The organism is Pseudomonas fungipugnans (assembly GCF_029955235.1).
In the GTDB taxonomy this organism is placed as follows: Bacteria; Pseudomonadota; Gammaproteobacteria; order Pseudomonadales; family Pseudomonadaceae; genus Aquipseudomonas; species Aquipseudomonas fungipugnans.
On the sequence record NZ_JARBWL010000001.1, the window covers coordinates 1,662,842 to 1,686,277 of the forward strand.

The 23,436-nt window shown below is 63.6% G+C and carries 7 protein-coding genes; 4 read left to right on the forward strand and 3 right to left on the reverse strand.

Going from position 1 to position 23,436, the window contains the following annotated elements; all coding sequences use genetic code 11:
- Positions 1-58: 58 nt before the first annotated feature.
- Positions 59-1,684: a pyoverdine maturation tyrosinase PvdP gene (pvdP, locus tag POF45_RS06510; protein ID WP_282315378.1), complete on the reverse strand. Its 1,626-nt coding sequence runs from the start codon at positions 1,682-1,684 to the stop codon at positions 59-61.
- Positions 1,685-1,912: 228 nt separating this feature from the next.
- Between pvdP and pvdM the strand changes: the two genes are divergently transcribed.
- From pvdM to POF45_RS06530, 4 genes are all read left to right on the forward strand, one after another.
- On the forward strand, positions 1,913-3,250 hold the full coding sequence (gene pvdM / locus POF45_RS06515; protein WP_259495269.1) for a pyoverdine-tailoring dipeptidase-like protein PvdM: 1,338 nt from the start codon (positions 1,913-1,915) through the stop codon (positions 3,248-3,250).
- Positions 3,251-3,340: 90 nt separating this feature from the next.
- Positions 3,341-4,228, forward strand: a complete 888-nt coding sequence (gene pvdO, locus POF45_RS06520) for a dihydropyoverdine dehydrogenase (protein WP_259495271.1) — start codon at positions 3,341-3,343, stop codon at positions 4,226-4,228.
- A gap of 104 nt (positions 4,229-4,332) precedes the next feature.
- Complete coding sequence (locus POF45_RS06525; RefSeq protein ID WP_259495272.1) at positions 4,333-5,982, forward strand: cyclic peptide export ABC transporter; 1,650 nt, start codon at positions 4,333-4,335, stop codon at positions 5,980-5,982.
- A 114-nt stretch (positions 5,983-6,096) separates the two neighbouring features.
- Complete coding sequence (locus POF45_RS06530) at positions 6,097-8,577, forward strand: TonB-dependent siderophore receptor (protein WP_282315379.1); 2,481 nt, start codon at positions 6,097-6,099, stop codon at positions 8,575-8,577.
- 174 nt (positions 8,578-8,751) lie between these two features.
- Here POF45_RS06530 and POF45_RS06535 read toward each other — a convergent pair whose 3' ends face one another.
- Both POF45_RS06535 and POF45_RS06540 read right to left on the reverse strand, forming a co-directional pair.
- Positions 8,752-9,708: an alpha/beta hydrolase gene (locus tag POF45_RS06535; protein ID WP_282315380.1), complete on the reverse strand. Its 957-nt coding sequence runs from the start codon at positions 9,706-9,708 to the stop codon at positions 8,752-8,754.
- 150 nt (positions 9,709-9,858) lie between these two features.
- A complete protein-coding gene (locus POF45_RS06540; protein ID WP_282315381.1) occupies positions 9,859-23,424 on the reverse strand; it encodes a non-ribosomal peptide synthase/polyketide synthase in 13,566 nt (4,521 codons plus the stop codon).
- Positions 23,425-23,436 lie beyond the last annotated feature (12 nt).

Below are 23,436 nucleotides of genomic sequence, written 5' to 3' on the forward strand. Positions count from 1 at the left end.
GACCTCGTTATCGCCCTTCGCGAGTCTGCTCGCGAAGGGCGCGCTGCGGTCTACCTGACTAAACCGCCCACCCCTTGACCTTCAGATGCCGCGCATACCACGGCCGTTGCGGCACTTTGCGCAGCAGGTCAGCCATGTTGTCTTCATCGCCAAAGGTGATGCGCAGCGCCAGCTTCATGGTTTCCGGGTCCATTTCCACCGAGCGTCCCAGTTGCAAACCCGGGACCGTGCTGCAGCCGTGGGTGTCCGGGCCGAGCCACGGGTCATCGACTTCCACCCAGCGCCCCGGCGCGAACCACGGCACGCCGTTGACCTCCAGCCGACTGACTTCGCCCGGATGAAACCTTTCATGGGCACGGAACCAGTCTTCGACACGGTCGTCGATCCAGCCGTGAAAGCGCCAGAACACCGGGTTCACATGGGACGAAAACGGGTCGCCGAGAAAGTCATTTTCCGGGGCATACCAACGGGCTGCGAAGTCGGCCTGATCACGGGCCATCGGCACCGGGATATTGTTCGACGGATCGCGCGCCACCGACGCCCAGCGCATGTGCAGCCAGTCGTGCAGGCCCAGTTCGACCTCCGAGCCGAACTGGCCGAGGGTCATTTTCGACAGATAGCGCGGGTCACGGTACTGCGACTCCCAGACCTGGAAATTGCTGTGATAGGTCTCGGCGGCTTTGATATCGCTGACCCACTTGGTGTACTCGTCGTCGCCGTCGGTCAGCCAGGTCGGCGGCAAGGCGTTGCCGTCGTGGTTATCGAAATAGCGGGCGAAGCCCTGACGATCACGCTCAAGTTCCGGCTGCGGCATCGGAAACGCCGGCCACGATGGCAAATCCTGTTTGGAACGGGCGATGCCCAGCATGTGCCGGTGCATGAAGAAAAAGTCGATGCCCGAGCCGTTGCGATCCTTGCGTGGCCCTCGCGCATCACGCTCCTTGTCCCGTGGGCCGGGCTGCCAGCCGATGCCGCGCAGGGCATCGCGCTTCTTGTCCGAGAGCTTGTGCCACTTGTCCCGGGAGGCATGCCAGAGCTGATGGAACAGCCGGTGCTCGGGCGCCACCAGCCATGCCAGCAGCGCCGGATTCAAACCGGTTCGCTCCCGCGCTTCGGGAAACCGGCGCTTGATGGCGATAAAACGATTGTCCTGCTCGGGCAAGGCCAGCGGCCGATCCAGGCGCAGCACCTGACCATTGAACGTGCCGCTGCCGGCATTGCCGAACGCCGCCCAGACCTCGTCCAGCCTGACCTTGAACTCATACACCGGCGGCGCGGATGGTGCGTCGCTGCGCATCAGCCGCCAGTACAACTCGGCGCCATTGCCCGGTGCGAGATCGCCGATCACCTGATAACGCGGCGCCTGCTCCGCGCGCAGGTTGACGCCTGTGTCCAGGTAACCGCGCAAACCGCGACCACGGTGGGCGCTGTCGAGAAACAGCTCCACGCCCTCGTGTGGCAGGCCATCGAGCCCGGCGTCGGTGCCGGTGAACCGTATGTCCCAGACCCCGCGCAGGCTGTCGGCCAGGTGTTGCCCGGCGGTGTCCGCCAAGTCGACCGTGGCTTCGCCGGGGGTGATCGGCTCCTCCTCACGGGTCAGCTCACGATGTGCATAAAAGGCGGCGGGCAGCGCAGCGCCCGTGAGTGCCAGGCCCGCCATGAACCAGCGTCGAGAAATCGTCATTGCCCTACCTGTGTCAGCCATGAAGCAGGCTTTATCCAAGCTAGAACGTTTGTTGCCTGAACAAATTTAAAAGCTTCGCAAGCAGCCTCGCTCTCACAGGATCAGCGCTGAAGCTGCTCGCGAAGAGGACGACACATCGGCCTAAATTCTTGCCTGGGTCGCTCGTTCTTCCCAGATAGCAAAGGCCCCTGCGCCTGACCCTCGACGGCGAACCTGACTGAGACGGCAATGACAAAAACGCGTTCGAAAAAGGCTTTGTACATCGGCCTGCCACTGGCCCTGGCCATCGGTGCCGGCGCCGGCTTCCTGGCCTGGGACTACTGGTTTCGGAACAACCCCGGCTACCCGGTCAAGGTGATGAAACAGGCCACCGAGTTGCAGGACCGGATCCTCTCCTTCGACAGCCACATCACCGTGCCGCTGAGCTTCGGCGCCCACGGCAACGAGGCGGACAAGGACGGCGCCGGGCAGTTCGACCTGATCAAGGCCAATCGCGGACGCCTGTCCGGCGCGGCCCTGACCGTGTTCGGCTGGCCGGAAATGTGGAACGGCCCGAACGCGCCGCACCGCCCTACCGAAGGCTTCGTCGAAGAGGCACGCAATCAGCAGGAGGTGCGCTACAAGATCATCTCCGGACTGGTGCGCGATTTCCCCAATCAGGTCGGCATCGCCTACACCCCGGACGACTTCCGGCGCCTGCACGGTGAAGGCAAATTCGCGATTTTCATCAGCATGCTCAACGCCTACCCGCTGGGCAACGACCTGAACAAACTGGACCTGTGGGCCGCTCGCGGCATGCGCATGTTCGGCTTCAGCTACATCGGCAACAACAGCTGGGCCGATTCTTCGCGGCCGCTGCCGTTCTTCAATGATTCGCCCGACGCCCTCGACGGTCTCTCGGACATCGGTAAACAGGCCGTGCAACGGCTCAACGACCTGGGCGTGATCATCGACGTGTCGCAGATGTCGACCAAGGGCCTGGAGCAAGTGGCGCAACTGAGCCGCACGCCGATGGTCGCCTCGCACTCGGCGCCCCGCGCGTCGGTGGACATCCCGCGCAACCTCAGCGACAAGGAATTGCAGCTGATCAAGAACAGCGGCGGCGTGGTGCAGGTGGTCGGTTTTTCGCAGTACCTCAAACCGCTGACCCAGGGCACCCAGGACAAACTCAATGCCCTGCGCGCACGCTTCGACCTGCCGCCGCTGCCGAATCTGGCCATGGCGCTGATGCCCGGCGACCCGATCATCACCGCCTGGTCCGAACACAAACTCGGTCAGTACGCCAGCGGCCTGTACGCGATCCTTGAAGAAGAACCCAAGGCGACGCTCAAGGACCTGGGCGATGCCATCGACTACACCGTGCGCAAGATCGGCATCGACCACGTCGGCATCGCCTCGGATTTCAACGACGGCGGCGGCATCAAGGGCTGGGAGAACGTCAGCGAAGTGCGCAACGTGACTGCCGAACTGCTTCAGCGCGGCTACTCCGAAGCGGACATCGCCAAGCTCTGGGGCGGCAACTTCCTGCGGGTCTGGGAACAGGTGCAGAAAGCTGCCAAACCCTGAGTGACCGTCGCACCTTTGCCTAACTTCCACAGGGGGGGCCAGCGCCCGCCTCTCTTTGCGAAGCACAGTTTCCCTTACCAGAGACGACTTATGAAAAAGCCCCTCATGTCATCTTCACTCAAGGCCTTGTCGGCCATTGCCCTGACGGCCCTGCTCGCCAGCCTGGTGCCCGGCGTCGCGCAGGCGGCCACCCCGCCAGTGCCCGGCAAGGTGTTCAAGGACTGCAAGGACTGCCCGGAAATGGTGGTGCTGCCGACCGGCAGCTACACCATGGGCACACCGGAGGATGAAGTCGGACGCGAGCCGGATGAAGGCCCGCGTCACCAAGTGACCTTCACCAAACCCTTTGCCATCAGCCGCTTCCAGGTATTGGTCAGCGAATGGGACGCGTATGTCCGTGAAACCGGCAACAAGCCCTACGATTTCGACGACCGACCGGGCCGTCGTTGCACCGCGGGCAAGCCGAGCTTCGCGCAAACCCCACGGGACCCGGCGGTGTGCATGAACGTGGCCGAAGCCCAGGGCTACATTGACTGGCTGTCGAAGAAAACCGGTCAGGCCTATCGCCTGCAAAGCGAATCGATCCGCGAATACGCCGCCCGTGGTGGCAGCACCGGCGCCTTCCCGTTCCCGTTCGATGAAGGCAGCGAGTACCAGATTTCCAAACACGCCAACACTTATGGCGCTGCCGACGGCTACAACTTCACCTCCCCGGCAGGCACTTTCCCGCCCAACGCTTTTGGTGTGTACGACATGCACGGCAACGTCTATGAGTGGACCGCCGACTGTTACCACAAAGATTATTCCGGCGTGCCGACAGACGGCAGTTCGTGGGTGCAGGCCAACTGTGAACGTCAGGTAATGCGCGGCAACGACTGGGGTGAAGCCCCGGTGTTCTCCCGTTCCGGCAATCGCAACAGCAGCTGGCCAACCAGCAAAGGCGACTGGCTGGGCTTTCGCGTAGTGCGCGACCTCTGATCCCGCCCCTCACGACCGCAGACCTGTCTGCGGTCGTTTAAAGAAAGTCGGCAATCGTTCGTTTTCTTTAAAGCACTCCCTCCGCATCGAAGCAGGAATCCTCCATGACCAAGCCAACGCGTGGGGCGATCAACGAATTGTTCGCCCTGCTCAAGCCCTTCCGCCTGATCGTCTCGGTGTCCATCATGCTCGGCATGATCGGCGGCCTGAGCGTCACCGTGTTGCTGGCGACCATCAACAATGCCCTGCACTCGGCCGACGGCCTGACCCGCACCGTGGTCATGATCTTCGCCGGCCTGTGCGTGGTGGCGCTGCTGACCTCGATCCTGTCCGACATCGGCACCAACTACGTCGGCCAACACATCATCGCCAGGCTGCGCAAGGAACTGGGGGAGAAAGTGCTGTCGGCGCCAATCGACCAGATCGAACGCTACCGCAGTCACCGCTTGATCCCGGTGCTGACCCACGACGTCGACACCATCAGCGACTTCGCCTTCGCCTTTGCACCACTGGCCATTTCCCTGACCGTGACCCTCGGTTGCCTCGGTTATCTGGCCATGCTGTCGTGGCCGATGTTCCTGATGATGCTGGTGGCCATCGCCATCGGCACCACCATCCAGGCGATTGCCCGGGCCAAGGGCATGCGCGGTTTCTACGCGGCGCGCGACTGCGAAGACGAACTGCAAAAGCACTACAACGCGATTGCCGAAGGTGCCAAGGAACTGCGCATTCATCGCCCGCGCCGTCAGCGCATGTTCGTTTCCGGTATTCAGAAGACCGCCGAGAAAATCTGCGACACGCAGATCCGTTCGATCAACACCTTTGTGATCGCCAAGTCGTTCGGCTCGATGCTGTTCTTTGTGGTCATTGGCCTGGCGCTGGCCCTGCAGTCGTTCTGGCCCAGCTCCGACAAGGCGGTGATGAGCGGTTTTGTGCTGGTGCTGCTGTATATGAAAGGGCCGCTGGAGCATCTGGTCAGCACCTTGCCGATCATCAGCCGCGCGCAGATTGCCTTCCGCCGCATTGCCGAATTGAGCGAGCAGTTTTCGTCGCCGGAGCCGCACCTGTTGCTGGAAGATCAAGGCAGCAAACCCGGCCCGGTGCACAGTCTGGAACTGAGCAACGTGCGCTACGCCTTCCCGGCCGTGGAAGGCAGCGAGCCGTTCCGCCTAGGCCCGGTGAACCTGAAAATCGCCCAGGGCGACATCGTGTTCATTGTCGGCGAGAACGGCTGCGGCAAGACCACCCTGATCAAGCTGCTGCTGGGGCTTTATTCGCCGACCGAGGGCGAGATTCGCGTCAACGGCCAGCCGATCACCGCCCTCAACCGCGACGATTACCGGCAGCATTTCACCACGGTGTTTGCCGACTACTACCTGTTCGATGACCTGATCCAGGGTGACCAGCAGGTGCCGCAGGACGCGACCCGTTACCTCGAACGCCTGGAAATCGCGCACAAGGTCAGCGTGCGCGACGGCGCCTTCAGCACCACCGACCTGTCCACCGGCCAGCGCAAGCGCCTGGCACTGGTCAACGCCTGGCTCGAAGAGCGCCCGGTGCTGGTGTTCGATGAATGGGCGGCCGATCAGGACCCGACCTTCCGCCGGATTTTCTACACCGAGCTGTTGCCCGACCTCAAGCGCCTGGGCAAGACCATCATCGTGATCTCCCACGATGACCGTTACTTCGACGTGGCCGATCAACTGGTGCGCATGGAGGCCGGCAAGGTCAAAAGCGAACTGCAACCGGCCTGATCGACGAAGCCGCGGCCTGATCGGAAAAATAGTTTTCCGGTTTACCGCGGCTTCCTCGTCTTAATGAGATGAATAAGAACCATTAACAACTATACCTGCCAAGGTCTTAACCTCATGTCCGCATCCCGCTTCATGCTCCGCCCTCTGACTCGAGCCTTGCTGATGCACGGCGCCACCCGCACGCGACTGGCCACCACCGGCCTCGGCCTGGCGTTGACCATGGCCGTGACACCCTATGTACAGGCTCAGGAATGGAGCTTGAACATCCCGGCCCAGCCATTGGGCCAAGCGCTGCAAACCCTCGGTCAGCAGACCAGCCTGCAAGTCATCTACAGCCCCGAGACCATCCAGAACCTGCGCTCCGGCGCGCTCAACGGTCGCTTCGATGAAGACGCCGCGCTCAACGCCCTGCTCAAGGGCACCGGCATTCGCCATCAGCGTGACGGCAATACCGTGACCCTGCTGGCGCCGGCTTCGGGCGACGCGCTGGAGCTGGCACCGACCAGCGTGACCGGGCAGCAGCTGACAGCGACCACCGAGGGCAGCAACTCCTACACCACGGGCGGTGTGACCATTGGCAAGGGAGTGCACTCACTCAAGGAAACCCCGCAATCGGTCACGGTAATGACCCGCAAAATGCTCGATGACCAGAACCTGAACACCATCGAACAGGTCATGGAAAAGACCCCGGGCATCACCGTTTACGATTCGCCCATGGGCGGCAAGTATTTCTATTCGCGCGGTTTCCGCATGACCGGCCAGTATCAGTACGACGGCGTGCCGCTGGACATCGGCAGCAGCTACGTACAGGCCGACAGCTTCAACAGCGACATGGCGATTTATGATCGCGTGGAAATCCTGCGCGGCGCGGCCGGCATGATGAAGGGCGCGGGCGGCACGGCCGGTGGCGTCAACTTCGTGCGCAAGCGCGGTCAGGACACTGCACACACTGAACTGTCGTTGTCCGCCGGCACCTGGGACAACTATCGCGCCCAGGTCGACACCGGCGGTCCGCTGAACGACGCCGGCACCATCCGTGGCCGGGCCGTGGTGACCCAGCAGACCCGTCAGTACTTCTATGACGTCGCCAGCCGCAAGGACCAGATCTACTACGGCGCCCTGGACTTCGACCTCAGCCCCGACACCACCCTGGGTCTGGGCATCGCCTACGAAGACCTCGCCGCCACCCCGTGCTGGGGCGGCCTGCCGCGCTACGCCGATGGCAGCGACCTGCACCTCAAGCGCTCGACCTGCCTGAACACCTCGTGGAACACCCAGCGCAGCAAACGCGCCACGTATTACGCAGACCTGAAACAACAGCTCAACGACGATTGGGCACTGAAAGTGGCCGGGGTTTATTCGCGCAACACCCAGGACATGGAATACGCCTTCCCGAGCGGTTCGGTGCCGGTCGGCGCCACCAGCTCCAGCACCCTGATGCTGGGCAGCATCTATGATTACGATCAGGTCGACTATGGCCTCGATGCCTATGTCGACGGCAAGTTCGACGCCTTCGGCCAGCAACACGAGCTGACGGTCGGTGCCAACGCCAGTCGCTCGCGCAAGGACGACTTCTACGCCGTGGCCGCCCTGCCCCAGCGCCAGAACGTGCTCGATCCTGATCACCACATTCCCAAGCCCGACGACAGCTACTACCTGGCCAATGCGTCCCGTGGCGGCCCGGTGGACACCAGCATTTTGCAATACGGCGTCTACTCCACCGCCCGCCTGAAACTCGCCGACCCGCTGACCTTCGTGCTGGGCAGCCGCGTCAGCTGGTACAAATCCCAGACTGACGAGGTGCAGTACTACAAGGGCGAAGGCACGCCAAACCATTCTTCGTCCACGGAAACCGGCCAGGTCACGCCGTTCGCCGGCCTGCTGTACGACATCAACGACAACCTGACGGCGTACACCAGCTACTCGGACATCTTCACCCCGCAAGGCGGCTACAAGACCTTCGATGGCTCGACCCTCAAGCCACTGATTGGCCAGAGCTACGAGCTGGGGATCAAGGGCGAGTGGTTCAACGGTCGTCTGAACAGCTCCTTCAACCTGTTCCGCACCATCCAGAAAGACGCGGCCCAGGATGACCCTCGTTGCGAGGACAGCAGTTGCTCGATCAACTCGGGCAAAGTCCGCGCCCAGGGCTTCGAAGCGGAAGTCAGCGGTGAAGTCATTGATCGCCTGCAACTGCTGGCCGGCTACACCTACACCCAGACCAAGATCCTCGAAGACGCCAGCCCGACCCAGGATGGCCTGTCGTACAACTCCTACGTACCGCGTCATCTGCTGCGCGTATGGGGCGACTACAGCCTGAGCGGCCCGCTGGAGCGCTTCACCGTCGGTGCCGGCGTCAACGCCCAGAGCGACAACTACCGCACCTCGCCGACCAGCAACAAAAACATCACCCAGTCCGGCTATGCCATCTGGAACGGCCGCATCGGCTACCGCATCGACGACACCTGGTCGGTGGCGCTCAACGGCAACAACCTGTTCGACAAACGCTACTACACCACCATCGGCACCGAAGGCTTCGGCAACTTCTACGGTGACCCGCGCAACTTCGTGATGTCGGTGAAGGCCGACTTCTGATTGCACTGAAAAAAAGAAAGCCGCGCATTTAGCGCGGCTTTTTTACGCAAAGACCCTGCGGGAAAAAGTGCGGCAACGCGAAACCTGTGGCGAGGGGATTTATCCCCTCGCCACAGAGTGTGGGTCAGCCTTTGGAATATGCGAAATTTTCTGATCGCCCACCTTCCCCAGTGCTCAACCCAAATGCAGACTCAACGCCCGGCTCAAGCGTTCATGCACGGCCAGCACATCCGGCATCACCGAGGCCATGCGCAGCAGGTCATGGGTCAGCCCCGAGCAATGTTCGAGTTCGACACTCACGCCCTGCTCGCGCAGTTTGTCGACGTAGGCCTGGCCTTCGTCCAGCAGCGGGTCGAGGCCGGCCAGGAGCACAATCGCAGGTGCAACGCCGCGCAGATCCTCGGCCAGCAGGGGCGAGAAGCGCCAGTCCAGACAGTCTTGCGGGGTGCGGGCGTAGTGCTGGTAGAACCAGTCCAGCGTTTCGTTTTCCAGTAGATAACCCTCACCGAACAACACCCGCGAATCATGGGTGCGCGACGCATCAGTGACCGGGTAACACAGCAGCTGGGCCTTGGGCACAATGGCCACGGTCTGCGGCTGCACCACCGCCTGCAACGCCAATACGGTGGCCAGTGTGGCCCCGGCACTGTCGCCGCCGAAGGCGACGCGGGCAATGTCCAGGTCCAGCGAGCGGGCGTGTTCGGCCAGCCAGGACAAGGCGTCCTCGCCATCCTCCAGGGCCGTCGGGAAGCGGTGCTCTGGCGCCAGCCGATAACCGACGGACAACACCGCACACGGCGTGCGGCGGCAGAACTCACGGCAGACGCCATCGTGGGAATCCAGGCTACCCACCACAAAACCGCCGCCATGGAAGTACACCAGCACCGGCATCGGTGCGCTTGCGCCATGCGGGCGAAACAGACGCAAGGCCAGCGGCGCGCCGTCACGGGCCGAGGTGCTGACCTGCAGCACATCGATGTCCTGCGGCGCGTCCCAGCGCAGTTGCGCGGTGGTCTGTTCAAAGGTGTCCCGGGCCTGGGCCGGCGTCAGTTGGTGCATCGCCGGCAGGCCCGCGTCCTGGCTGTCTTGGGCCAGGTCGAGGAAGGCTTCCAGATCAGGGTGTAACGACATTCGATAGAGTCCTTGTTTCAACAAAGTGGAGAACGCGGCGCTATTCCCAATGTGGGAGCGGGCTTGCCCGCGATTGCGCAGTGACAGACAAAATCAATATTGAATGTACTGGCCCAATCGCGGGCAAGCCCGCTCCCACATGGGTTTCGGTTACAGCCGCGCCATGCAATGCTCGATCAACGCTTCGAGTTCCTGCTGGTAGCCCTGCATGAAGCCGTCCAGGGTCTGGGCCCGATAGCGCTGGGTGCTGTAGATGCAACGCAGCGCCAGTTGACCGTCATAGACCTGGCCGACGATTTCCAGCCAGTTGCCCAGGTTCGCCTTCAGGCTGTAGTTGTCACCGGTTTCCTCCAGTGCCGGCACCAGCAGGGCTTGCTCGTCGAAGCTCTGGTCGAACTGCCCCAGGTAGTTGAACGTCACCCGCGCCTGCGGCAGGTCCGCCAGTTGTCGGGCCAATGGCTTGCCGGCCAGATGACGCAGCACGCCATAGCCGATGCCCTTCTGCGGCACCGCCGCCAGCTGCGACTGGACCTTGAGGATCGACGCACCGATGTCCTCGCCAGGGTTCAGGCGCACCGGGAACATGCTGGTGAACCAGCCCAGGCTGCGGCTCAGGTCGATGCTTTCGAACAGGTCTTCACGACCATGGCCTTCCAGCAGAATCAGCGCCGAAGGCTGCTCGCTCCAGCGGCACAGCGCACGGCTGAGTGCGGTCAGCAGCAGATCGTTGATCTGCGTGCGATAGACCGCCGGCGCCTGTTTGAGCAACTGCTCGGTGTGCTCGCGGGACAACTTCAGTCGTGCCTGCGCCTGTTGCCGAACCTGATTCTTGCCACGCAGGTTGTCGCACGGCAGATCGACGCCCGGCTGATCCAGTTGCTCCAGCCAGTAGCCCAGTTCCTGCTCGGCAATCACCGGCGCCTGCGCCTGTAACGCTTCGGCAAATGCCCGGTAGCTGCTGGTGCGGATCGGCAGTTGCGGCTCAAGGCCCATGACGCACGCCTCGTACGCCACCTTCAGGTCGTCGAGCAGAATTCGCCACGACACCGTGTCCACCACCAAGTGGTGAATGACCACCAGCAACCGCGCCGCGCCATCCGGCAAGGCGATGTGCACCACCCGCCAGGCCGGCCCGTCGTCGAGCTTGAGGCTGCGCTGGGTCAGGTTGGCCAGGGCTTCCACCTGCTCACTGTCCTGCGCCTCGCGCCGCCACAGCAGCGGCTCGCGGTTGTCGCTCGGGGTGGCATAACCCTGCCACCAGCGTCCGCCTTCCTGACAGAAGCGCAGGCGCAGCGAATCGTGATGTTTTTCGATCCAGCCCAGCGCCCGCTCCAGTGCATCCAGGTCCAGGGTCTGGCGCGCACTCAGCAGCAGCGACTGGTTGTAATGGTGCGGCTCGGCCATGCCCTCGGCGAAGAACCACTCCTGAATCGGCAGCAAGTTGAACAGCCCTTCGCTGGCCACCTGAGTGACATCCACCCGCGGCGGCTGCGAGTCCGGCTTGGCCACGTCCTGCTCGACAAGGCCGGCAATCGTCTGCAAGCGCATCAAATCGCGCAACTTGAGTTCCATGTTCAGCGTCGGGTGGTTGCGGACCCGGGAAATCACTTGCAGGCTGAGGATCGAGTCGCCGCCCAGTTCGAAGAAATTGTCGGTGATCCCGACCTGTTCCACCTGCAACACCTGCGCCCAGATCTCGGCCAACAGCTGTTCCTGCTGATTGCGTGGCGCGACGTATTCTTCGCTTTTGAACTCCGGTTCCGGCAGCGCCTTGCGGTCCAGTTTACCGTTGGGCGTGACCGGGAAAGCGTCGAGGCAGACAATCTGCGCCGGCACCATGTACTCCGGCAGCGTTGTCCGCAGACCGGCCTTGAGCGCGTCGCCCAGCTCCTGTCCGCCTTCGGTGACCACGTAGCCGATCAGCTGTTTGCCGCTGGCGTTGTCACGGGCGATCACCAGCGCATCGCTGACCTGATCCAGTTGCCGCAGGCTGGCCTCGACTTCACCCAGCTCGATACGGAAGCCGCGCACCTTGACCTGATGGTCGATACGCCCGACATAGTCGACCACGCCATCAGGGCGCAGCCGCACCAGGTCGCCGGAGCGATACAGCCGTTCGCCCGGGGTAAACGGGTTGGGCACAAAGCGTTCGGCGGTCAGGTCCGGGCGACGGTGATAACCACGGGCGATGCCGTAGCCGCCAATGTACAACTCGCCGGAAAAGCCCGGTGGCAGCGGGTTCAGGTCTTCGTCCAGAACGTACAGCGAACGGGCGCCGACCGCACGGCCGATGGGCGCGTAAGCCGCTTCGCAGTGCTGGCTGACCGGCACTTTCCACAGCATCGGCGTGACCACGGTTTCGGTCGGGCCATAGCCGTTGGTGAAAAACTCGGGCCGCAGCGCCGCCTTGACCTGCTCGAATGTCTGGTCCGGCACCGCATCGCCACCGAAGCAGTAGATGCGCACTGGCGGCGGCGCGATGCCACTCGCTGCGGCGTATTCAGCCAGCTGCTTGAGGTAGGCCGGCGGGAAGCAGGCGATGGTGATGCCGTACTGGTGCAGGGCCTCGTACGTCTGCTCCGGGGTCCACAGGCAACCGTCGCGAATCACCAGGCGAGCGCCGCTGTACAGCGTGCTCAACCAGCGTTCATGGGCGCCGTCGAAGGCGAACGACATGAAGTGCAGTTCGCAGCTGCTGCTGTCCATCTCATACAGCTTGGCGATGGCCTGACAGTGCATGCTCAACGGCCCCTGAGTGACCGCGACGCCTTTTGGCCGACCGGTGGAACCGGAGGTGTAGACCAGATACGCCAGCCCCTGCTCCTGCACCCGGCAAACCGGCGCGTGGTCGGGGTAAAGCGCTTCGTCGAGGTGATCGATTTCCAGGCGCAGCAGGCCTTCGGGGGCCGGCAGCGTGGCACGCAGGCTGCTTTGAGTCAGCAGCAGCGCCATGCCCGAATCCTCGATCATGTACGCCAGACGCTCCGGCGGATAATCGATGTCCAGTGGCACGTAAGCCGCACCGCTCTTGAGCACCGCGAGGAAGCTGACGACCATTTCCAGCGAACGCGGCAGCGCGACGCCGATGACCACTTCCGGCCCGGCGCCATGGGCGATCAGGCAGTGGGCCAGGCGATTGGCGCGTTGTTCGAGTTCGGCATAGCTCAGGCTCAACCCGGCGCATTGCAAGGCAATCGCCTCGGGCTGGTTCACGGCGTGCTGGCTGATCAGCTGCGGCAACAGGGTCGCCTGATGCTCGGCGGCCGGCGCCGCGCTCCAGGCCTGCATCGCCTGCCATTGCTCGCCCGACAAACGCTGCAGGTTGCCCAGGCGTTCGTACGGCGCGCTCATCATCGCCTCAAGGGTGTTCTCCATCGTCTGGCGAATGCCTTGCACCGCCTCGGCGCTGAAGTGGCTGCGCAGGTACAGGTATTCGATGGACAACTCGTCACCGAGCATCACCGCCAGGTCCATCGGCACGTTGGTCACACCATGGCCGATGGACTTGCCGAAGGTCAGCTCGGTGTCATTTTCTTCCTGCAAGCGGTCATCGATCGGGAAGTTCTCGAACACCACGATGCTGTCGAACAGCCCCTGCCCGCCCAGATTCGACCAGCGTTGCACATCCGCCAGCGGCGCCTGTGAATAGTCGCGAATGTCCAGGTTGTAGGCCTGCACCTGATTCAGCCAGTCAGCCAGCCGCTGATCCGGCTCCGGCGTCTGGATGATCGGCAAGGTGTTGATGAACAGCCCGAGCATGTTGCCGACATTCGGCAAGCTCTCGGGACGCCCGGACACGGTGGCGCCGAACGTGACGGTGCGCTGGCCGGTGTAACGCTGCAACAGCAATAGCCACGCGCCCTGGATCAAGGTGTTGGGGGTGATGCGCAGGTCGCGGCAGAACTGCTGCAAGCGTGCGGTCTGCGATTTGTCCCAGTTCGAATAGATCGCATCGTGCCCGGCCACATCCACCGAATGACGCGGATGCATGGCCTGGCTCAGCGCCGTCGGCTCGTTGACCGAGGCCAGGCGGGCTTTCCAGAACAGCTCCTGGGCGTCCTGATCCTGCGCTTGCAGCCAGGCGATGAAGTCGCGATAACGGCCGTTCTCGCCATTGACCTGACCGGTGCCGTAGTACTGCAACACTTCGCCGAACAAACGCGAACTGCTCCAGCCGTCCATCAGGATGTGGTGGCTGGTCCAGATCATCTGGAACTGCTCGTCGCTGAGGCGCAGCAAGGTCACTCGTTGCAGACGCGCCTGAGCCAGGTCGAACCCCAGCGCACGGTCTTCGGTGGCGAACTCGGCGATCTGTGCTTCGCTGACCTCGCGCTCGCGCCAATCGAGTACCTGCATCTGCAACGCGGCGCGGTGCTGGACGATCTGCAACGGTTTGGCCAGCCCGTCCTGCCAATGGAAGCTGGTGCGCAGAATGGCCTGGCGCTCGATGATGAAGTCCCAGGCACCACGGAAACGCTCCACATCCAGCCCTTTGACCGGCAGGCTGACCTGCTGCACGTACAGGCTGCTGCCGTTATCCGACAGGGTGTGGAACAGCATGCCTTCCTGCATCGGCGACAGCGGGTAGATGTCTTCGATGTCGCCCGCCGGCACCGGCAGTGCATCGAGTTGCGCCTGATCGAGGCCCGCCAGCGGGAAGTCCGACGGCGTCAGGCCACGGCTGTCCGGCAGGCAGCAATGCTCGACCAATGCGCCCAGTTCCTGCACGTATTCCTGCGCCAGACGCTGGATGGTCGCGGTGTTGAACTGCTGCCGGTTGAACGACCAGTGCACCTGCAACTCGCCGTCGCGCAGCTGTGCATCCAGGCTCAGCCAGTGACTGGAAGAATGTTGCGCCGGGGTTGCAGCGCCGGCCACGAACACGCTATCGCCGACCACATCGACGCTGTCGTGGAATGTGAAACCGATGCGCGCGCCCTGCCCTTGCAGACGCTCGCGCAACAGGCCATAGCCGATGCCCTGATCCGGCACCGCACGCAGTTGCTCCTTGATCTGCTTGATCGAATCGGCCAGCCGCTCGCCGCCGGTCAAACGCACCGGGTAACGATGACGGAAACCGCCGACGGTGCGGCTCAGGTCCAGCGCCTCGCCCAGCGCGTGTCGACCGTCTGCCTCAAGCTCGACCAGGGTTGACGCCTGACCACTCCAGCGCGAGATCACCCGCGCCAGTGCCGTCAGCAACAGCTCATTGAATTCGGTGCGGTAAGCGGCGGGTGCTTGCGCAATCAGTTTGTGAGTCGCGGTCTGATCGAGCGCTTCGACCAGCGTGACCGCCGCGGATTGACCTTGCGGCTGATCCAGCGGCAGCTCAATTGCATCGCCACTCAGTTGCGCCTGCCAGAACGGCCACTGCACCAGCAGCGCATCGCTGCGGCCATGCTCCAGCAGTTGTTCGCTCCAGCGTTTGAACGCGGTGGTCTTGGCCGCGAATTTCACCGTGTCACCGGCTTGCAGTTGCTGGCAGGCACGCTGCAAGTCCTGCAACAGCAGCGACCAGGAAACGCTGTCCACCGCCAGCCAGTGAGCAACCACCAGCAAGCGTTGCTCGCCTTCAGGCAGTTCGAACAACACCGCGCCGAGCAGCGGGCCTTGCTCGGCATCCAGCTGGTTTTGCGCCTGTTCGGCGAAAATTTGCAGTTGTGCGAAGTCGCTCACGCGCTGCTGACGGAACATCGCGCCAGCCGCTTCGCGATAGTGAGCAACGCCGTCGGCGAAGCTCAGGCGCAGGCTGTCGTGCTGCTGCAGCAACGCTTGCAAAGCCTGTTCAACAAGCTCCGGCGTCAGCGCCGCCAGCGGTTCGAGCAACACCGAATGGTTGCCCGGACGTTGTGCGGCCGGTGCCTCCAGATACCACTGTTGCAGCGCCAACAACGGCGTGCTGCCGGTCACGGCGCCTTGATCGGCCGCCAGCAGCGCCGGATCGAAAGACACCACCGTGGCCAGACCTTCAATGGTCTGTTGCTGGAACAGGTCTTTGGGCGTGAAGCGAATGCCCGCCTGACGCGCCCGACTGACCACCTGGATGGAGATGATCGAATCGCCGCCCAGGGTGAAGAAGTTGTCGCTGATACCGACCCGTTCGATTTTCAGAATGTCTTGCCAGACCTGCACCAGTTGCTGTTCCAGCGCCGTGCGCGGTGCCACGTAATCGCGTTGCGCCGCGTTGGCGTCGGGGGTCGGCAGGGCCTTGCGGTCGAGTTTGCCGTTAGGGGTCAGCGGCAAGTGATCGAGGAACAGCCACTGCGCCGGCACCATGTAATCGGGCAGGTGCGCCTTGAGCGCGGCCTTCAGCGCTTCGCTCAGATCGTCCTGTGCCTGCGGGCTCAAGTCGGCCTGGGTTGGCACCACATAGGCCACCAACTGTTGACCGCTGTGGCCATCCACCGCCAGCACCACGCCTTCGCGCACGCTGGCATTGGCCAGCAGCCGCGCTTCGATTTCACCCAGTTCGATACGGAAACCACGGACCTTGACCTGATGGTCGATGCGCCCGACGTATTCGATCCGGCCGTCGTCGCCCAGGCGCGTCAGGTCGCCGGTGCGGTACATGCGCTCACCGTTGTTCGCCAACGGGTTGGGCACGAAGCGCTCGGCGGTCAGGCCCGGACGGAACAGGTAGCCACGGGTGATGCCGTCGCCGGCCAGGTACAGCTCGGCCGCGACGCCAATGGGCGCCGCTTGCAGCTGTGCGTCGAGCAGGTACGCCGTGGTGTTGACCAGTGGCCGGCCGATGTTCGCCTGGCCACCGGCTTCGCGGCGGGTCCAGGTCGAATACGTGGTGTCTTCCGACGGCCCATACAGGTCGAAGACATGCTCCACCGACGTCTCGCGGTACAGCGTGTCCACCAGGCTTTGTTTGAGCGGTTCACCCGCCAGATTGATGATGCGCACGCCCTGCGGAATCTGTGCAGCGCGTTGCAGCGCGGCGATGGCCGACGGCACGGTGTTGATCAGGCGCACCTGATCGCGCTCCGGCAGGTCCGGCAGTTCCAGCGCATTGCGCGCCATGACGATTGATCCGCCACGGGCCAGGGTGACGAAAATCTCCCACACCGACAGGTCGAAGCACACCGACGTCGAGGCCAGCACGCCTTGCAGGTCGTCTTCGCTATAGACCTCGCGGGACCAGTGAATCAGCGCCTGTACGTTGCGGTGGGCGATGGCCACGCCTTTGGGTTTGCCGGTGGAACCGGAGGTGTAGATGACGTACGCCAGGTTGGCCGAATCACCGCGCGGTTCAAGGTTGTCGGCGGCACACTCGACAAAGGCCAGACCGCCTGCCTCGACCAACAGCAACTGCACACCGGTCTGTGGCAATTGCGCGAGCAGCGCCTGCTGGGTCAGCAGGACTTTTGCCTGGCTGTCTTCCAGCATGTAGGCCACGCGATCAGCCGGGTAATCCGGATCCAGCGGCACGTAGGTGCCACCGGCCTTGAGCACGGCCATCAGGGCAATCACCAGCTCCGCCGAACGCGGCATCGCCACGCCCACCCGCACTTCCGCGCCGACGCCCAGCGTCACCAGACGGCGAGCCAGCTGGTTGGCGCGGCGGTTGAGTTCGGCGTAGCTCAGGGCGACACCGGCATGACTCAGCGCCAGCGCTTGCGGGCGAGTCTGCACCTGCGCTTCAAAGCCCTGCTGAATCAATAGTTCTGCGGGGTAGACGGCGTGATGCTCGTTCCACTGTGCCAGCGTGTGCAGCTCGGTGGCCGACAACAGGCCGATGTCACCCAGCAGGCGTTGCGGTGCTTCAAGGAACTGGCGCAGCACTTCTTGCAGATGCGCCGCCAGGCCCAGAATGCTGCGCTCGGCGAAGTGTTCGGTCAGGTAGTTGAAGTCCAGGTTCAACACGTCGCTGGCGCCGGCGATCAGGGTCAGGCCGTAGTTGGTCTGCTCGCGGTGTTCCAGGCCACTGAAGCGCAGGCCGCCCGGATTGGCTTCCAGCGCGTCCGAGACCGGGTAGTTTTCGAACACCAGCAGGGTGTCGAACAGCGCTTCGCCACTGAGTTGGGCCAGGCGCTGGATATCTTGCAACGGCGTCTGCTCGTAGTCGCGCAGCAGCAGGTTCTTGTCCTGCACGCTGCGCACCCAGTCGCGCACGCTGCTGGTGGCTGGCGGGCTGGCGATCACCGGCAAGGTGTTGATGAACAGCCCAAGCTGTTGCTCGATGCCCGGCAAATCCACCGGACGTCCGGACACCGTGGCGCCAAAAGCGACGCTGGTCTGCCCGGTGTAACGTTGCAGCACCAGCAGCCAGGCGGCTTGCACCAGGCTGTTGAGGGTCACTTGTTGCTGGCGGGAAAACCCGTTGAGGCGCTGGGTGAACGCCGCATCGAAATGCAGGCGATGCATGCCCTTGCCCGGTCCCGGCACGGTCTGTCCCTGGCAGGCGGACGCCAGTCGTGTCGGCTCCGTCAGCTCGGCCAGTTGCCCGCGCCAGAAGGCTTGCGCGGCGTCCTTGTCCTGGCGTTGCAGCCAGGCCAGGAAGTCGCGATAACGCCCCTGGGCACTCGGCACCGGGTGCCCGGCGTAGTCTTGAAGCACCTCGCCGAACATCCGCGAGTTGCTCCAGCCGTCCATCAGAATGTGGTGGCAGGTGAAGATCAGGCGATGCCGATCATCCGCTGTGCGCAGCAGGCACAGGCGCAGCAGCGGCGGGTTCTGCAAATCGAAACCGCGCTCACGGTCCGCCCGGGCACGGGTCTCAAGGGCGGCGGCCAGATCGGGTTCGCCGCGCACATCGACTTCCGGCATTTCCAGGGTCAGCTGACGATTGATCACTTGCAGCGGTGCATCGAGACCGTCGCGGCCCCAGATGAAACCGGCGCGCAGCACTTCATGGCGGTCCACCACGCGCTGCCAGGCTTGCTGGAAGCGCGGCACGTCGAGGCCGTCGATGTCCAGCAGCATCTGGTACACGTAGGCGCTGGCATCGGCGTCGTAGAGGCTGTGGAACAGAATGCCCTGCTGCATCGGCGCCAGCGGATAGATGTCCTCGATCCGTTGTGCGGCCATCGGCAGGCTGTCCAGATGCGCCTGGGACAGACCGGCCAGCGGCACGTCGGACGGGGTCAGGCCGCCGCTTGGGTGGTTCAGGCAGTGATCGATCAGCTCGCCCAGCGCCACTTCATAGGCACGGGCCAAGGCGTTGATGGTCGCCTCTTCGAAGACGTCGCCACTGTAGGTCCAGGTCAGGCTCAACTGGCCCTGATACACCCGGCCATCGATGGTCAGCCAGTTGCTCATCGGCGCCTGTGCATCCTGGCCGGCGCCCTTGTCTTCGGTGGCCGGCACCCACAGGGCGTCTTCGTCGAAGTTGTTGTCGAACTGACCGAGGTAGTTGAAGGTGACTTTCGGTTGCGCCAGATCGCTCAGGGCCGCTTGCGATTCGGCGCTGCCCAGATAACGCAGCAGGCCGAAGCCGATGCCCTTGTTCGGGATCGCCCGCAGTTGTTCCTTGATGCCCTTGATCGAACCTTCGAGGCTCGCTTGCGGGGTGAGGCGCACCGGGAACATGCTGGTGAACCAGCCCACGGTGCGGCTCAGGTCGAGGTCGTCGAACAGGTCTTCACGGCCATGTCCTTCGAGTTGCACCAGCGCGCTGTCCGAGGCGGTCCAGTCGCACAGCACGTGCGCCAGCGCGGTCAGCAGCAGGTCGTTGACCTGGGTGCGATAGACCGCCGGGGCCTGTTGCAGCAGTTGCCGGGTGCGCTCGGCATCCAGGCGCGTATCGACGCTGCGCTCGAAGCGGTTTTGCAGTTGACCCTGCGGGTTATCCAGCGGCAGCTCGACCGGCGCCACGGCCAGTTGTTCGCGCCAGTAAGCCAGCTCGGACTCCAGCGTGGCGCTGCGGGCATAGCCTTGCAGGCGCTCGCCCCAATCCTTGAACGCGGTGGTCTTGGCCGGCAGGCGCAGGGGCTGTCCTGTGCTCAGTTGTTGATAGGCGCTCTGCAGGTCTTCCAGCAAAATACGCCACGACACGCCGTCCACCACCAGGTGGTGGATGACCAGCAGCAGGCGCTGGCTGGCGTCCGGCAGCTCGACCAGCAGCGCGCGGATCAGCGGCCCGTGATTCAGGTCGAGGCTGCGTTGCAGCTCCAGGCACAGCGCCGGCAAGGCTTCGCTGTCCGCCAGGGTGACGCTGCGCAACAACGACTGCGGCTGATCGACAGCGGCATGTTGCTGGGTCCAGCCGCCTTCGGTTTCACGGTAGCGCAGGCGCAAGGCATCGTGATGACGGTGCAGGTGCAGCAGCGCCTGTTCGAGCGGCGCCGCGTGCAGAGGCTCGGCCGGGGTCAGCAGGATCGACTGGTTCCAGTGCTGACGCTCGGGGATGGCGTTACCGAAAAAGTACTGCTGGATCGCCGTCAATACCGCCGCGCCCAGCACATCGCCCTGCATCGCCAGCACCGCGTCACTCTGTTGCGCGACGGTGGCCAGGCGTTGCACGGTCTGGTGCTGGAAGATGTCCTTGGGCGAGAAGCGGATGCCCGCCTGACGCGCCCGGCTGACCACCTGAATCGAAATGATCGAATCACCGCCCAGCTCGAAGAAGTTGTCATTGAGGCCGACGCGCTCGACTTTCAACACGTCCTGCCAGATGTCGGCCAGACGCTGCTCCAGTTCGCTGCGCGGCGCCGCATACACTTCCTGCACCGAGATCACGTCCGGCTGCGGCAGTTGCTTGCGGTCCAGTTTGCCGTTGGCCGTCAGCGGCAGGCGCTCGAGGAATGCCCAGCTGACCGGCACCATGTAGTCCGGCAGGGACTCGCGCAGGTGCGCCTTGATCGCATCGCGCAGGGCTGCGTGAGCGTCGGCCTCCAGCGTCTGGTTCGGCACGATCCACGCCGCCAGCTGCTGACCGCTGAGCCCCTCGACCGCCAGCACCACCGCTTCGCGCACCGCCGGGAATTTGAGCAGTTGGGTTTCGATTTCGCCCAGCTCGATACGGAAGCCGCGGATCTTCACCTGATGGTCGATCCGGCCGATGTACTCGATCACCCCGTCGCCGCGCAGCCGCGCCAGGTCGCCGGTGCGGTACAGGCGTTCGCCACTGTGTGCGTTGAACGGATCGGGTACGAAACGGGTGGCGGTCATGCCCGCCTGATTCAGGTAACCCCGGGCCAGACCGGCGCCGGCAATGTACAGCTCACCAATGCAGCCCTGGGGCACCAGGTTCAGCGCGCCGTCGAGCAAGTACCACGACAGGTCGACAATCGGCTCGCCAATTGGGCTGCTGTGGCTGTGCTGCAAGTCCGCCATGGACAGCGGGCGATAAGTGACGTGCACCGTGGTTTCGGTGATGCCGTACATGTTGACCAGGGTCGGTGCACGGTCGCCAAAACGCTCGAACCACGGGCGCAGGCTCTGCACTTCCAGCGCTTCGCCGCCGAACACCACGTAACGCAGGTTGTTGTTGCGCGCCGAGGCGCTGGCCACTTGCACCAGCGGCTTGAACGCCGACGGCGTCTGGTTCAGCACCGTGACGTTTTCATCGCACAGCAAGGTATAGAAATCTTCCGGCGAACGGCTGACGTCATGCGGCACCACCACCAGTTTGCCGCCATACAACAGCGCACCGAAAATTTCCCAGACCGAGAAATCGAAGGCATAGGAATGGAACAGGGTCCAGCTGTCGTCAGGGCCAAAACCGAACCAGTGATCGGTGGCGCTGAACAGGCGGATGACATTGCTGTGCGGCAGCAACGCGCCCTTGGGTTTGCCGGTGGAACCGGAGGTGTAGATGACGTAGGCCAGGCTGTCCGGCGTGGTCAGGCACAGCGGGTTGGCGTCGCTGCCCGCTGGCGGCTGGTTCAGGTCCAGGCAGACCAGCCCCGGCGGAATCGGCAACTGCGCCAACAGCTGACCCTGGGTCAGCAGCAATTCGATGCCGCTGTCCTCGATCATGTAGCTCAGGCGATCGTCCGGGTAGCTCGGGTCCAGCGGCACGTAGGCACCGCCGGCCTTCAGCACGGCGACAATGGCGACGATCATGTCCAGCGAACGCTCGACCGACACCCCGACCCGCACATCCGGGCCGACGCCCTGGGCAATCAGCTGATGCGCCCACCGGTTGGCCTTGCGGTTCAGCTCGGCGTAGCTCAGGCGCTCCTCGCCAAACACCACGGCCACCGCGTCCGGGTGACGTGCGGCCTGGGCTTCGATGGCCTGATGGACGCACTGGCTGACCGGGTGTTCGACCCGCGCCGGGTTCCACTGTGCCAGCAACTGTTGTTGCCGGGCGCTGTCGAGCATCGGCAATTGCCCGATGCGCTGGGTCGGGTCCTGGACAATGCCCTGCAACAGCTGGGTCCAGTCCTGAGCCAGGCGTTCGATGGTCGCCGTGTCAAACAGGTCGGTGGCGTACTTGAGCACCGCTTCGACGCCATGGGCCTGCTCGGTGGTGTTGAGCACCAGGTCGAATTGCGCGGTCTGGCTCTGCCATTCGAGGGGTTCGATGTGCAGCCCGTTGAGACGGGTTTCGACGCTGGCCCGACGTTCCGCCGTGTGGTTGAACATCACCTGGAACAACGGGCTGTGGCTCAGGCTGCGGCCCGGCTCCAGCGCTTCGACCAGTTGCTCGAACGGCAGGTCCTGATGCGCCTGGGCTTCCTGCGCCGTTTGCTTGACCTGGCGCAGCAGATCGACAAAGCGGCCCTGGCCGTCCACGTCGGCCTTGAGCACCTGGGTGTTGACGAAGAAACCGATCAATCGCTCGATTTCCACCCGGCCACGGTTGGCCACCGGCACGCCGACGCGAATGTCGGCCTGGCCGCTGTAGCGGTGCAGCAGCGCCTGGAACGACGCCAGCAACAGCACGAACAGCGTGACGTTCTCCTGACGGGCGAAGGCCTTGAGGCCGTTGCTCAGCGCCGAATCAAGAATCAGGTTATGACTGGCGCCGGCGAAACTCTGGTCGACGCTGCGGGCGCGGTCCATCGGCAGCTCCAGCACCGGCTGTTCGCCACCGAGTTTTTCCTGCCAATAGGCCAGTTGCCGCGCTTGCTCGCCGGCCTCCATCCACTGGCGCTGCCACAGCGCGTAGTCGGCGTATTGAATGGCCAGGGCCGGCAGGCCGGCGTCGTGCCCGAGGTTGAAACCGGCGTAGAGCTGCACCAGTTCCTCGATCATGACCTGTAACGACCAGCCGTCCGAGACGATGTGGTGCAGGGTCAGCACCAGCACATGGTCATTGGCGGTGACTTGCAGCAAGGCGGCGCGCAACAGCGGGCCGTGCTGCAAATCGAAAGTCTTCTGGCTCTGGGTCTGGACGAAGGCCTGGATGGCCGCATCCGGGTTATTCGCCTGTTCCGGGCTCAGTTGATGGGTATCAAGGGCAAAGGGCCCTGCGGGCAGGACCACTTGCAAGGGTTGGCCGGCTTCCTGAGTGAACACCGTGCGCAAGGTTTCGTGACGTTCGATCAGCGCCTGGACGCTGCGTTGCAGCGCGGACACATCCAGCGGCCCCTGCAAACGCAGGGCCGTGGGGATGTTGTAGGCCGCGCTGTGCGGCGCCCATTGCCAGAGAAACCACTGGCGCTGTTGAGCGTAGGACAGCAACAACGGTTCTTCGGCCGTGCGCTTGAAAACCGGGGCAATGTCAAAAAGGTTGACGCCTTTCTGCTTGAGCAGAACCGCCAGAGCCTTTCTTTGCTTAGCCGAAAGTTGTCCTACCGACTCGATTAACTCTTGCACGCGTTGTTCCCT